We start from the raw sequence: 13370 nt of genomic DNA, 5'->3' as shown, positions 1-13370 counted from the left end.
GAGCGCGGTGCGGCGCGGTCCGCGTACGATTCCCGCGTGAACCAGCAATCGACGGCGGCTTCGTTCCCGCTTCCCCAGCGGGAATCGGCGCGATCCGGTCAGGCCCAGGCCGGAATCGATGACATTCAGACGGCGGCGGCCGTCGGGCTGTCACCATTGAGCCGCATCCACGCCGCGTACCTGCATGTTCCCTTCTGTTTTCACAAGTGCCACTACTGCGACTTCTACAGTTTCGTTGACGCGAAGGACCGACAGGAGCCGTTCGTGGATCGGCTGATCGCCGAACTGCGGGCCTATGCGAATTTCCGAGGCACGGACGGCGATGTCCTTGAAACGATCTTCGTCGGCGGCGGAACCCCCACGCTGCTGCGTCCGGATCTGTGGCGACGCCTGCTGCCGGAGCTGCGCCGCTGCCTGCGTCCGGCGGCTGAGGCGGAGTTCACCGTGGAGGCCAACCCCGAAACGGTGACGCCGGAACTGGCCGCGATTCTGGCGCAGGGAGGCGTCAACCGCGTCAGCATCGGGGCACAGTCGTTTCACCCGCGTCACCTCAAGACGCTGGAGCGATGGCACGATCCTGCGAACGTCGAGCGGGCCATGATGATCTTCCGCGACGCGGGCATCACCAATCTCAATCTCGACCTGATCTTCGCCATTCCCGGTCAGACGGTGGACGACTGGCTGGCGGACCTTGAACAGGCCGTCGCGCTTGAACCCATGCACCTCAGCTGCTACGGCCTGACCTATGAGCCGAACACGGCCATGACCGTCCGTCTGCGGGCCGGACGCATTGAACCGGTGGATGAGGAGGTCGAGGCGGCGATGTACGAGTCCGCGCTGGACCGTCTGGCCGAGGCAGGGTTCGAGCAGTACGAGATCAGCAACTGGTCACGTCCGGGCATGGCAAGCCGTCACAACCTGCACTACTGGAGGAACGGCAACTGGTGGGCGTTCGGGCCCAGCGCCTCGGGTCATCTGGACGGGGTTCGCTGGAAGAACGTACCGCGGCTGAGCGACTATCTGGCGGTGACCCCCTGGTCGCCCGTGACGGATGTGGAAGGGATGGACGCCGATCGACGTCTGGGCGAGCGGCTCATGCTCGGATTGCGGCTTCGCGAAGGGCTGCTTCATGCCGACCTGCGGACATGGCTGGCCGATGATGCGGAGGGTCGATGGGGGGTCATTGAGCAGGCCATGAAGGCGCGGATGATGGAGTTGCATCAGGATCGCATCCGTCTTACCCGTCAGGGGATGCTCGTCGCCGATTCCATCCTCGCCGACCTGGTCTGACGTCTCGGGTCGCGCCAGGCAGCCGCCCGTGTGCGAACAACCAGCGTGACCCGGGAGTAGCAATGGACCGATCATCCGGCGGCGGAGTTCTGCTTTGGGCGCCTCGCCGGGATGCCGATAAACCTCTGCACGCGGGGGTCAGGTGCTGCGTGCGAATCGTACCGATAACCGACCACCCCCACCCAATGACCACGGACCCACCGGCTGACGCCTGATGCTCAATGCCTGACGCTCATGATTGCCGCTGCGCCTCATGTCACCCACCATTCTGGTCATTCCGTGCTACAACGAGGCCGCGCGGCTGGATGAGCGTGCGTTTCTGAACTTCGTGGACGGTGCGGAGGGCATTGACCTGCTCTGCGTGGACGATGGCAGCACGGACGAAACCGGAACGATTCTGGAGCGGCTGGCGGCGCAGAGACCGGGTCGGATTGCGGCCCTCACCCTGCCACGCAACATGGGGAAGGCGGAAGCCGTTCGCCGGGGGTTCCTGGCGGCGTTCGACCGTCATCCGACCCATGTCGGGTTCTGGGATGCTGACCTGGCGACGCCGCTGGAGGACGCCATTCAGTTTCGCGCGTTTCTCGACTCCCGACCCGATCTGGAGGCCGTCTTCGGATCGCGCGTCAACCTGCTCGGGCGCCACGTTCGTCGAGGGCTGCTGCGGCACTACGTCGGGCGCGTCTTCGCCACGCTCGCGGTGCTGGCGCTGGGCATCCCCATCTACGACACGCAGTGCGGGGCCAAGCTGTTCCGAGCGTCCGACCGGCTCAGGTCCGTCTTCGAGAAGCCGTTCGGCACGCGCTGGGTTTTTGACGTGGAGATCATCGCACGCATGGCCCAGGTGTGGGATGGTCGCGGCGTTCCGCACGTCCGTGACCTGATCTTTGAAATGCCGCTCATGGTGTGGCGCGACGTGAAGGGGTCGAAGATTCGCATGACCGATTTCTTCCGCGTCGGAATGGACCTGATGTACGTGGCGCGCACGTATCCGCGGACCGGGCGATGAAGGGTTCCCTGCTGCGAGCCGTGGTGCTTCGTCCCGTCCGCTGGTGGCTGACGCTGCTGCGGACGGAGTCGCCGCGCGTGGGCGCGTGCGCGCGAGCGTGGCGCGTGGCGCTCATGCTGCCGCCGTTCGGCGCGCTGTACGCGCTGCTGCGCGTGAGGGCGCTGGCGGTCGAACCGCTTGAAGTTCCGACCACGACGCGACTGGGGTTGACGTTCACGAGCCGCCTGCCTGATCTGATCCAGATGTACCTGCACCTGTTCGGCGTGTGGGAGCCGGACCTGCTGACGTTTGTCCGACGCCGACTGGCGCCGGGTGACACCTTCATCGACATCGGGGCCAACGTGGGGGCGTTCACGCTGCCCGCGGCGGCACGGGTGGGGGAGCGGGGACGGGTCATCGCCATCGACGCCTCGCCCGCGATGATCGACGACCTGCGTGCCAACCTGGAGCGCAACAACCTGGCGCCGCGGGTTCGCGTGGTCCACGCGGCGGTCTCCGATCATCCAGGCATGCTGGATCTCTATGCCGGTCCATCGCACAACGTGGGGCTGACCTCCACCGAGCCGCACCGCGGCATGAGGCGGGTAGGGGGGGTGCGGGCCGCCCCGCCGGGCGACCTGCTGTCGGATGCGGAGCTGTCCGCCGCCCGATTGATCAAGATCGACGTGGAAGGGGGCGAGAATCGCGTCCTGGCGGGATTCGCGCAACTGCTCGATCGACTGTCGCCCGAGGTCGAAATTGTCGTGGAACTCTCGCCTCACTGGTGGCGTGAGTCGGGCGTCACGTCGGCGGACGTGCTGCGGCCCTTTCTGGCGGCGGGGTTTCACGTCTACGCCGTGCCGAACAATTACTGGCCCTGGCGCCTGCTGTGGTCGGAGGATGTCTCGCCCCCGAGGCGGCTTCGGGCCGATCTCTCTCATCTGACCGCGCGGGTGGATGTGGTGCTGTCGCGCGTCGATGCGGAGACGCTGTGAGCCATGACGATCGGGCCGAGTCATCCTGATCGTGTGCAGGGAAACGGCGACACTGTTGCCGAGCTGCATCCGCCAGTTGTCACGGAGCACCGGGCACCCGGCACCCGGCACTTCGAATCTTTCTCCGGACCATCGTGCCTCGCCGGTTTTATCACAGGCATGTCCCGAGCGGGCACGCAGTGGATGTGCAAGTGCCTCAACGAGCACTCGCAGGCGGCGGCGTTCGGCGAGTCGATGTTCTTCGGACGGCGCTACGTACCCCCTGCGCCGGATGGGCTGTACCATGCCGCGCAGTACCGCGAGCTGCGGCGGCATCTGCTGGCGGACGGTTCGTGCATTCACTCGACCGCCGGGGGCGGGCCGGGATCGCTGAAGCGACTGACGCTCCGGGACATCGGTCCGCTGGTCGAGCGGCTGTTCCCGGACGACGCGCCGCCGATGACGCCCGGAGCGTGCTTCCGGCGGCTGGCACGGGCCATCGCCGAGGCGGAAGGCAAGCCGCTGGCGATCGAGAAGACGCCGCACCACCTCAACTGGATCGACCGCATTCTGGCGCACCTGCCCGAGGCGCGATTCGTGGTCATGGTGCGCGAGCCCTATTCGTTCATGCTCTCGTACAAGCACCAGGGCGACCGCAAGGCGGAGCGCGTGCGGATCGCCTTCGCCCGTCGGTATCACCCGCTGGCGGCGGCGCTGATCTGGCGCGCCTCGATCCGCACCGCGGCGGACGTGGCGACCCGGCATCCGGATCGCTCGCTGGTGACGCCCTTCGATCTGCTTCGCGTGGACGCGGCGGGCACGCTGGAGCGCGTTCAGCGTTTTCTGGGGCTGCCGGTGGAGCCGATTGCCGAGCGCGTGCCGCCCGACAACACCAGTTTTCCCGGCGGGGTGCGACCCCACCTTCAACCGGAGGATCTCTTCTGGATGCGGCTGATCGCCGGGCGGGCGATGCGGACGCATGGATTCACTCCGCGCCCGACCCCCTTCGCGCCGCTTCGCATCGCGTGGTCGATGCTGCGGCTGCCGTGGTGGGCGGTGCGAAACTACCTCGACCTGCGCTCGCGCGTGGGCGGATCGACGCTGGGGTATCTCTGGCGCTGGCTGAAACCAGGCCGGAGTGCGCGGGATGAAACCCGCGCCTCACCGCCGCGTTCTCCGGCGTCGCCCACGGAGTCATCCCCGTGACGCACCACTCGACGGAACCTTTCAGCGCGCCGCACCGCGCCGCGGGGTGGTTCACCCTGGCGATGGGCGTCGTGATCGTCATCGCGCTGGGATTGCACTTCGGCACGCGAGTCCGTTCGCTGCCCAACGTGCGCGACGAGTACCTGATGAAGGCGCCGATCGACGCAATTCTCCACGATGGCTGGAGCATGCGTACCGCCGTTGACTACCAGGAAGTCAAGGGGCCGGTGTTCTTTTGGATGTACGCGCTGCCGGGGGAGGTGCTGGGTGACTCGATCCATGCCATGCGCGTGGTGTCGCTGGGGTGGTTCATCCTCGGTGCGTGGCCGCTTCTCCTGATCGCGCGGCGGGCGGGGGTGACGCCGCCCGTCTGGCCGCTTGTCGGACTGTTCTACGGGCTGGCGCCGTACAACGCCTTCGTGGCGCAACTGCTGATGAGCGAACCATCGTTCAACCTGCTGGCGCTGTGGATGATGTGGGCGGCGATGCGCGGGTTGTCGAAGCAAGCCGAAGCCGGAGCCGAAGGAGCAGTCCATGCATCCCATCCGTCGCCGCGCCTCGACTGGTTGGCGCTGACCGTTTTCACTGTCACCCTTTCAATGCTGCTCCACCATCGCCCGCACGCCTTGGCGCTGGCCGGGGCCGCGGCGCTGACGGCCATCGAACGACGGCGATTCGCCAGCTGGCCGTGGCTGGCGGCGTGCATGCTCGCCGGGCTGAGCCGCCTGCCCCTGTATCTTCGCTGGGGTGGGATGGTCACGTCGGACTACCAGGGGCTCTTCGGCTTCGGCCTCCGCGTGGATGGATTGACGTACCTGCTCGCGGCCGTGCTGCCGTGGACGGGGGCGTTCCTGGTTGCGGCGGCGCTGGCGCCGACGGCGCGGCGGCGCTGGCGGCTTCCCCTCGCGGCCGGTGCGGCGGGAGTCGCTCTTGGGCTGGCGTTCCCGCCCGATCTGTCCGCCAAGGTGGTCTACACGCTGCCCAGCGGCGAAGTGAAGCAGCAGGCCGAATACGCCGGCGTGGTGACGACGGCGCTGCGCTCCATCACGCCCGAGGGGTGGGTCCGCGCGTGGGCGCTGGCTCTGCTGGCCGGCGCCGGGGCGGCGTCGATCGCCTCCATGATCGTCCTGGGGCGGCGCGCCCGAGGCGGCTCGCCTGAGTCAACGGCGCCGCCTCACGCCGGGCACGACGACAAAGCCGCATCGCGTCTGGCCTTTTGGACATTGGCCTGCGGCCTGCCGTTGTACATCATCACCGCCGGGCCGGTGTACGACCGGTATCTGGTCGTCTGGGCGGTGCTGATGCCGGTGGTATGGCTGCGGCTCCTGCCGTGGCCTGTTGCCGTGTTCCAGACCCTGCTTCACGCGGGGATGCTGGTCTCCCTGGCGAATGACTGGTTGATGGGGGCGCGGCACGGGTGATACGAATCCCATGCGTTCGCCGGGCGTCATGGGATGGGAGCGAGTCGCTCCGTGACTCGCCATCGAGGCGCACGGCGCGGAGCGTCGCGCCACCCACGAACCGACCGACTTTCAGCTGAAATCCGCATGAGGGATTCAGGCCCCGCCGCGACCCGTCGCCAGCAGTTGCCGGGGGGTGCGCCGGACCAGGCCGATGCAGGCGGGGATGGCGGCCAGCAGCGTCAGCGCCAGCAGCACGCACCAGCCGACCAGCATGGGCGTCCACGGGACTCGGTACTGCAGCACGATGCCGCCCAGGTCGCGGTAGAAGCGGACGTCCACCGCCGCCGTGTGCAGGCCGAAGAATGTGCCGACGATGGCGGCGGCGCCGGCAAGCAGCATCGCCTCTCCCAGGACCAGTTTCGCCAGATGCGCCTTCGAGGCGCCGACGGCCCGAAGCACGCCGTACTCGTAGCGGCGGCTGTTCACGTTGGCCACCAGCACGCTGCCCACGGCGAAGCACGCCAGCACCAGGGCGGCGAAGGCGACCGTGGTCTGCACGGCGAGGATCGCCGCACCCACCTCGTCGATCGCCTTCTTGATGGACCGGCCCGAGACGAAGAGCACCCCCGGAAGGCGTTCGTGCATGGCGAACTTCGCCTCGTCATCGGTCACCGAATCCGCGATGTTCATCTGCATGAGGAAGATGTCGGGATTGTCGAAGCGCTCGCTCATCACCGAGAAGTCTGCGAAGACGCAGCTCATGGCGTGTTCGTTGTAGACGTTGCGGATGCCGAACATCTGCGTGGCCACGTCCAACCCCGCCGCCGACACCACGCCGACGATCTCGTAGGCATGCACCACGCGTCCCGCGCCCAGCTCGAGCGTGTCGCCGACGGTCAGCCCTTTGGTGGTGAGGAACTCCTCGGCCACGAGCACGCCTTCGCCGCGGCGCAGCCGGGGGATCGCCTGCTCGGGCGTGCCCGCCACCCAGTCCACGCGGTTGACGCGGAAGAACTCGTCCGGCTCGAAGCCGATGCAGATGACGTTGGGCGGCGCGATGCCCTGCACGCCGAACAGGTGGTGGTTCATCACGCGCAGCGGCACGTAGGCGATGGGGCAGGTGGCCTCCACGAAGGGCAGCGAGGCGATGGTCTGTCGCTCCTTCGCCGTGAGACCGTCGCGCTTGAAGGCAAAGCCGTCGGCGAAGGTCATCTTGCCCAGCCAGTCCTGAAGCACGGACGTGGTGCTGGTCCACGTCGAGACGAGAATGGCCACCCCGATCATGAGCGCGCCGGCCGTCAGACCCAATCGCACCGGAATCGCCAGCGCGGACTGGGTGAGCAGGTTGCCCGGCAGTTGCAGCAGGCGGCTCAACAGGGGGCCGAACGTCCGCGCGACCACGATGAACGCCGGCACCGCGAGGATGAAGTACCCGATCTGCATGAGCGGGAGCGCGGTGGTGACGTAGAGCCAGAATCGCGTCTGCTCGCTCTGGGGAAGGAACAGAACCGGCTGCATCACCAGCAGGCACGCCGCCGCTCCGGCCATGAGCCAGCCGGTGCGTGCGCGAGGCGGCGCCGCACGCACCGCGAAGGCCTTGAGCGGCGCCACGCGGCTGGCCTCAAAGGCCGGCCACACCGCGCCCAGCAGGCCCGCACCGATCGACCCGCCCGCCGCCAGTCCGATGCCCAGCCAACTCAACTGCAGTCCGGCGGGAATCAGTTCGCGGAAGAAGTGGATCAGGATGGCCGCCAGCCCGACGCCCAGGGGGATGCCCACGGCGCCCCCCGCCGCGCCCACCAGCAGACCGACCCACATCTGCGACAGAAAGACCTGGCCGCGCGTGGCCCCGATGCAGCGGATGATGGCCAGTTCGCGCTGACGTTCGGTGACGCCGGTCGTCATGCCGATGACGATGATGAACGAGCAGCTCAGAAATGCGAAGAGCGCGCCCAGGATGAACATCACGCGGCTGGCGTAGACCCTTCGATCGAAGCCCGTGCGGACCATTTCCGCCGGCTCCAGCGCCAGCTGCTCGGGAACCTCGGGGGCGTGCTGGCGACAGAAGGCCTCGACATCCGTACCGGATCGAAGGTCGATGGCGATGTCGGTGAGCAGTCCATCGCGTTCGGTGACCTCCTCCAGGGTGGAGCGCGTCACGTATACCTGCGGCCGCTGAAACGCGCCCAGCGTGGGGCGGTTGTACACGCCCACGATGCGAAGCCGCAGCGGTTCGCCGAATCGCTGGACTTCCGCTTCGTCGCCCACGTCCCAGTCCATGCGTCGGGCGACGTAGGAGTCGATGAGCATCTCGTCGGGGCGCCGGGGCGTCGTGCCCCGCGCCAGGTCGATAGGCCGCATGGCGAACTCGATGTCCGAGTCGATGCCGTGGGCCAGCGGCGTGAGGCGCAGGGGCAGCTCGGTGTCGGGGTCCACGCGGCCGTCGGTCCGCACCAGCGTGATCGCCGCGCTGTAGCGCCCGATGGCGGATTCGACCTGGGGCCAGGCGCGGACGGTTTCGAGGAGGGCGGCGTCGAAGCGGCCGTTGAACAGATGAACGACGCGTGCGTCCGCCGCGCCCAGCGTGGCGAGGATGCGGCCCTCGACCGTGGTCTGAACGGAATACATCGCCGTCGCCACCGCGACGATGAGCGCCGAGGCGAAGGTGACGGCGGCGACCAGCAGGGCGGTCCTACCGCGGCGCCCCGCCAAGTTGTTGATACCGAGTCGCCAGCTCGGCCGCATCAGCGCCGTTGACATCGAAGGATCCCTGGAATCGACCGTCGCGCAGCACGTGGACGCGGCGGCAGTGAATGGCGGCGGTCGGCTCGTGCGTCACCATCACCACGGTGACGCCCCGCTCCTCCGCCAGTTGACGCAGCACCCGCCAGAGTTGTTCGCTGCTGCCCGAATCAAGATTCCCCGTCGGCTCATCGGCGAACAGCACGGGAGGCGAATAGAGCAGCGCCCGCGCGATGGCCACGCGCTGCTGCTCGCCCCCGGACAGAGCGTCGGGGCGATGGTTCGAGCGGTCTTTCAGTCCGAGGGAGTGGAGCAGCGACTGCCCCTGATCGACCAGTTCGCCGCGGGACCGACCCCCCAGGAGTCCGGGCAGAATCACGTTGTCGATGGCCGAGAGCGTGGGAATCAGGTTGAACTGCTGAAAGATGATGCCGATGCGATGGCGTCGATATTCGGTCAACTGTCGCTCCGAGAGCGACTCCAGCGTCCATCCCGCCACCTGGAGCGATCCGGCGTCAGGGCGGTCCAGCCCTGCCAGCAGGTGAAGGAGCGTGCTCTTGCCGCTCCCGGAAGCCCCCATGATGGCGTAGAAACCCGGCTCGACGATGGCGAGATCAACTCCGCGCAGGGCCTCCACGACCCGATCGCCCATGCGATAGGCCTTCCTGACGCCTGACACCCGGACAAGATGGGAGTTCCCCGCGCCGTCAGGCGACGGGGTGCTGGCTGTCATAGGTCGGCTGGTCCATCAGGCCGTCCAGTGGGGAAAGGTCGGCGGCCCGAATCTTCACCAGCCAGCCCTTTCCAAACGAGTCGGTGTTGACCAGTGAGGGATCCTTCACGACTTCCGGGTTGACCTCGACGATCTCGCCCGGGACGGCGGAATAGACCTCGCTGGAGGTCTTGACCGATTCGACCTCGCCGATGGCTCCTCCGGCGGCCACCTTTGTCCCAACCGGCTTCAGTTCGACGTAGGTCAGGTCGGTCAGTTCATCGGCGGCGAACCGGGTGATGCCGATAGTCACCGTATTCCCCGAAACCCGATGCCATTCGTGGGTTTCGGAGAAGCGGCAATCGCTCGGGCTGGGCATGGATTGGGCTCCTGGGGGTCGAAAGGCGGGGCATCATAGTGGAGCGGCGGGACAGTTCAAACTCCCCCTGCATTGCCGACATGAACCAAACCATCCACCGGCGCGGAATCTTGGGAACTTGTTGAGAAAATGGGCAAAATGTGTCAACTCCGGCTTGGACACGCGCGAATCCCGAGGTACGATAAAATGGTGAGCCGTGCATGACAGGCACCGGCCGGGCTGTTGCACAAGATCTTTCTCCCCTCCGGAAAACGTCGGCCTCTTGCGGGTCGGCGTTTTCTTTTCGTCTTCGTTGTGCTTGCCGATTCAGAGCCGGTCGATAGACTCGGCGACCCCTGCTCATCGAGAGGCCCCCATGATCCTCACGCTGGCTGTCGGCAGTCTGGCCCGGACCTGGCGCAAGGGCGCCGACCGTCGCAGGCAACTGCTGGAGGCGCCGCAGTTCGCCATTCAGCAGCTGGGGCTGCGGGGGCTCAATGTCAATGCATCCCTGCTGGCCGGCTGGGGAATGGACGACCTCGACGCCCTGCGTGACCGTGCCGACAAGGCCGCGTGCCCCTGCCTGGTGCTGATCGAGGACACGCCGCAGAACTTCGTCAGGAAGCCGGAGGCGGCGCAGGATCGGCTGAGGCGACTGACCTCGGCCGCGACCCGTCTGGGGTGCAACTCGCTGGCCATCAGCGTCGAGTCGCCAGAGAATGATGACGCATTCGAGATCACGGCGGCCCGTCTGCGTGAAGTCATGCCGGTGGTGGAGCGGGTGGAGCTCAACCTGCTTCTTTCGCCGCACGAGGGTTTGACCGCCGATCCCGAGCGACTGACGGACCTGATCAAGCGCGTCGGGGGGTTCCGAATCGGCTCGCTCCCGAGTTTCGGGGCGGCGGCGAAGAGCAAGGACGCCATCACGTATCTGCGCAAGATCGCCCCGTACGCCGGAGCGATTCATGCCACGGTGGCCGACTTCGGTCGCGGAGGCCGGCAGCCGGGCTACGATCTGGCGGAGTGCGTGCAGGCCATCCGCTCCGTCGGCTTCACCAACACCCTCGCCATCGACTACGTGGGCCATGACGACCCCATCCCTGTCATCGAGAAAGCCCGCGATATCCTCCAGGCGGCCATTGACGCTCACGAGCCCGTCGCCGCCGACGAGTGAGGACGGTCCCGTGCCAGGCGACGTCATCATCACGATCGACGGTCCCGCCGGCACGGGCAAATCGACGGTGGCGCACCGCCTGGCGTCGCGCCTGGGGCTGGAGTTCCTCGACACCGGGGCGATGTATCGCGCCGCCGCGCTGCTGGCGATCGAGCGCGGAATCGACCCCACGGATGGTCCGGCCCTCGCCGAGGCGGTTCGCCAGGCGGATCTGCACTTTGACTGGAGCGCCGACCCGCCGCGCGTGCTGCTCGGAGCACGCGACGTCACGAAGCGCATCCGTGACCTGGACGTAAGCGGATGCGTCTCGATTGTGGCGAGTCAGCCGGCGCTGCGCCGCGAGCTGGTGGAGCGCCAGCGGATCATCGCCCGTCGGCATCCGCGGCTGGTCACGGAGGGACGGGACCAGGGATCGGTGGTCTTTCCGGACGCGGCGGTTCGCTTCTACCTCGACGCCGACCCGCACGTCCGGGCGACGCGACGTGTCGAACAGATGGCCTTGGCCGGCAAGGTGGTCAACTTCGACGATGTGCTGGCGGACATCCAGGGACGCGACCGACTGGATGGCTCAAGGGCGGACGGTCCGCTCATCAAACCGCACGGCGCGCTGGTCATCGACACGAGCCGGCTCACGCTTGATGAAGTGGTCGATCGACTGGAGCACGAGGTGCGCACGCGGGTGGCGGCAAGGGTGGGAAGCGCCGGCGCTTCGGGGGACGTCACGTGACCCGACAGGCATGGGCTTCACGAGGCGACCGCGCCCCGTTGAGCAACCAGGTCGCCCTGTTCTTCGGGCGGCGGTTCTTCTGCCTGACCATGGGCGTGCTCTACCGCCTTCAACTCGAGGGGCGCGAGCACATTCCCCCCCGCGGTCCGCTCATTGTGGTGGCCAACCACCAGTCCTACCTCGACCCGATCCTGCTTGGCATGCTGGCGTGGACGCGCACGTTTCGCGCCATGGCTAAGAGTTCACTGTTCCGGTTCGGGCCGTTCGGCCGGCTCATTTCGCTCTTCGGGGCGCTGCCGGTCGATCAACACAAGGGTGACCTGGCCACGATCCGGGTGGCGATCGACGAAGTCAACGCCGGGCACGCGGTCATCATCTATCCGGAGGGCGGGAGAACGCGCGACGGTCGCGTGCGCCCCTTCCAGCGCGGATTTCAAGTGATCCTCAAGCGCACCCGGGCGCCGGTGCTGCCGGTGACGATCGAGGGGGCCTACGACGTATGGCCCGCGGGTCGCCCGCTGCCCCGCCTGAGCGGCCGGATCATCGTGCGGGCGCATCCGGTGATTCCCCACGAGGCGTTCGTCGGCGCCGGCGCGGAGCGGAACATCGAGGCCCTCCGCCGCACCATCGAGGCCAGACGGCTGGCGCTGAGGCAGGAGATCCGCCAGCGATCACGCGGACGCTTTCCCGTGGAAGCCAGCGGCGATCTGCCCGCGTGGGAGGGGCCGCCGCCGATCGGTTCGACGGAGGCGTGATTCCCGCCGATCAGGGTTCCAGGCGAGATTCGTGTGGTTCGAGGATGGCACGAACTTCACGTCGTGTGAATCCACGGCGACGCAAGCGGTCGTGGCGTCCTCATCCCGCGAACTGCCGCCCCGGCGCCTCGCGCATCAGGGCGGCGATGCGTCTCTCGGTCGGTGGATGCGTCGCAAAGAGCTGCGTCAGCGTCTGGCCCACGAACGGCTCCACGATGAACAGGTTGTTCATGGCGGGGTTGGGGTTGTCCAGCGGGATGCGCTTCGAATAGGTCTCGAGCTTCTGAAGGGCGGACGCGAGCCCCGCCGGCGTCCCCGCGATGGCCGCGCCGTCCGCGTCGGCGACGTACTCGCGCGAGCGGCTGATCATGGCCTTGATGAGGGCGGCGCCGATGGCGCCGAGCAGGATAATGGCCAGCGAAGCCAGCGGATGCCCACCCTGGCGATTGCCCCCGGCCATGCCGAAAAGCATGGCCCAGTGCGCCAGCATGCTGAAGACGCCGGCGACGGTCGCGGCGATCGTCGCGGTCAGCGTGTCGCGGTTCTTGATGTGGGCCAGCTCATGGGCCATCACGCCCTCAAGCTCCTCCCGGTTGAGCAGTCGCAGCGCGCCCTGAGTCACCGCGACAGCGGAGTGTCGCGGGTTGCGACCCGTGGCGAAGGCGTTGGGGGCCTCCTGCGGACACACGTAGACGCGGGGCATGGGCAGAGACGCCCGCTTGGCCAGACGCTCGACCATGGAGTACAGGTCCGGTGCGGTCTGCTCGTTGACCTGCACGCCCCGCATGGCGGCGATGGCGATCGAATCCGAGAAGAACCATGCCCCGAAGTTCATGATCACGCCGAACACCAGCGCGACCATCATTCCCTGCGTGCCCCAGTACGAACCGACGGCCACGCACAGACCCATCAGGGCGGCGAGCAGAAAGGCGGTCTTGACGTTGTTCACGAAGGCGGTCATGGCGTCATCCTTGTACGGAACGAACGACCTCTTCGTTCACAAACGGCGTGCCGATGCGACTGGCCTGGGAAAGGCGGTTT

At 67.4% G+C, this 13370-nt stretch carries 12 protein-coding genes; 8 read left to right on the top strand and 4 right to left on the bottom strand.

What is annotated here, in order from left to right; translation table 11 throughout:
• The first annotated feature begins 36 nt into the window (after nucleotides 1–36).
• From hemW to HRU76_15530, 5 genes are all read left to right on the top strand, one after another.
• On the top strand, nucleotides 37–1290 hold the full coding sequence (hemW, locus tag HRU76_15550; protein QOJ18917.1) for a radical SAM family heme chaperone HemW: 1254 nt from the start codon (nucleotides 37–39) through the stop codon (nucleotides 1288–1290).
• 253 nt (nucleotides 1291–1543) lie between these two features.
• Nucleotides 1544–2299 (top strand): glycosyltransferase, encoded by a 756-nt coding sequence (locus HRU76_15545; protein ID QOJ18916.1) that lies wholly within the window; start codon nucleotides 1544–1546, stop codon nucleotides 2297–2299.
• A complete protein-coding gene (locus HRU76_15540) occupies nucleotides 2296–3273 on the top strand; it encodes an FkbM family methyltransferase (GenBank protein ID QOJ18915.1) in 978 nt (325 codons plus the stop codon). The genes HRU76_15545 and HRU76_15540 overlap by 4 nt, the downstream gene beginning before the upstream one ends.
• 159 nt (nucleotides 3274–3432) lie before the next feature.
• Nucleotides 3433–4458, top strand: a complete 1026-nt coding sequence (locus HRU76_15535) for a sulfotransferase (protein QOJ18914.1) — start codon at nucleotides 3433–3435, stop codon at nucleotides 4456–4458.
• Nucleotides 4455–5879, top strand: a complete 1425-nt coding sequence (locus tag HRU76_15530) for a hypothetical protein (protein ID QOJ18913.1) — start codon at nucleotides 4455–4457, stop codon at nucleotides 5877–5879. Before HRU76_15535 ends, HRU76_15530 begins: the two co-directional genes overlap by 4 nt.
• Nucleotides 5880–6014: 135 nt before the next feature.
• Here HRU76_15530 and HRU76_15525 read toward each other — a convergent pair whose 3' ends face one another.
• Genes HRU76_15525 through gcvH form a run of 3 tightly spaced genes read right to left on the bottom strand, consistent with a single transcriptional unit; the run spans nucleotide 6015 to nucleotide 9694 of the window.
• Nucleotides 6015–8621, bottom strand: a complete 2607-nt coding sequence (locus tag HRU76_15525; GenBank protein ID QOJ18912.1) for an ABC transporter permease — start codon at nucleotides 8619–8621, stop codon at nucleotides 6015–6017.
• Complete coding sequence (locus HRU76_15520; GenBank protein ID QOJ18911.1) at nucleotides 8554–9336, bottom strand: ABC transporter ATP-binding protein; 783 nt, start codon at nucleotides 9334–9336, stop codon at nucleotides 8554–8556. The genes HRU76_15525 and HRU76_15520 overlap by 68 nt, the downstream gene beginning before the upstream one ends.
• The gene (gcvH, locus tag HRU76_15515; protein ID QOJ18910.1) at nucleotides 9311–9694 is read right to left on the bottom strand and encodes a glycine cleavage system protein GcvH; all 384 of its coding nucleotides are present in this window, start codon (nucleotides 9692–9694) and stop codon (nucleotides 9311–9313) included. The genes HRU76_15520 and gcvH overlap by 26 nt, the downstream gene beginning before the upstream one ends.
• A 355-nt stretch (nucleotides 9695–10049) precedes the next feature.
• Between gcvH and HRU76_15510 the strand changes: the two genes are divergently transcribed.
• From HRU76_15510 to HRU76_15500, 3 genes are read left to right on the top strand one after another with little or no spacing between them, the layout of a single operon-like run.
• Complete coding sequence (locus HRU76_15510; GenBank protein ID QOJ18909.1) at nucleotides 10050–10847, top strand: hypothetical protein; 798 nt, start codon at nucleotides 10050–10052, stop codon at nucleotides 10845–10847.
• The gene (locus HRU76_15505) at nucleotides 10759–11574 is read left to right on the top strand and encodes a (d)CMP kinase (protein ID QOJ18908.1); all 816 of its coding nucleotides are present in this window, start codon (nucleotides 10759–10761) and stop codon (nucleotides 11572–11574) included. Before HRU76_15510 ends, HRU76_15505 begins: the two co-directional genes overlap by 89 nt.
• On the top strand, nucleotides 11571–12329 hold the full coding sequence (locus tag HRU76_15500; GenBank protein ID QOJ18907.1) for a 1-acyl-sn-glycerol-3-phosphate acyltransferase: 759 nt from the start codon (nucleotides 11571–11573) through the stop codon (nucleotides 12327–12329). The genes HRU76_15505 and HRU76_15500 overlap by 4 nt, the downstream gene beginning before the upstream one ends.
• A gap of 100 nt (nucleotides 12330–12429) precedes the next feature.
• Here the strand turns inward: HRU76_15500 and HRU76_15495 are convergent, their stop codons facing one another.
• Complete coding sequence (locus HRU76_15495; protein ID QOJ18906.1) at nucleotides 12430–13290, bottom strand: zinc metalloprotease HtpX; 861 nt, start codon at nucleotides 13288–13290, stop codon at nucleotides 12430–12432.
• Between the last annotated feature and the right edge of the window lie 80 nt (nucleotides 13291–13370).

The sequence above is a fragment of the Phycisphaeraceae bacterium genome (genome assembly GCA_015709595.1).
Lineage (GTDB): Bacteria > Planctomycetota > Phycisphaerae > Phycisphaerales > SM1A02 > CAADGA01.
The sequence above is the reverse complement of the archived record's forward strand: the minus strand, read 5'-3'. Positions and strand labels throughout refer to the sequence as shown.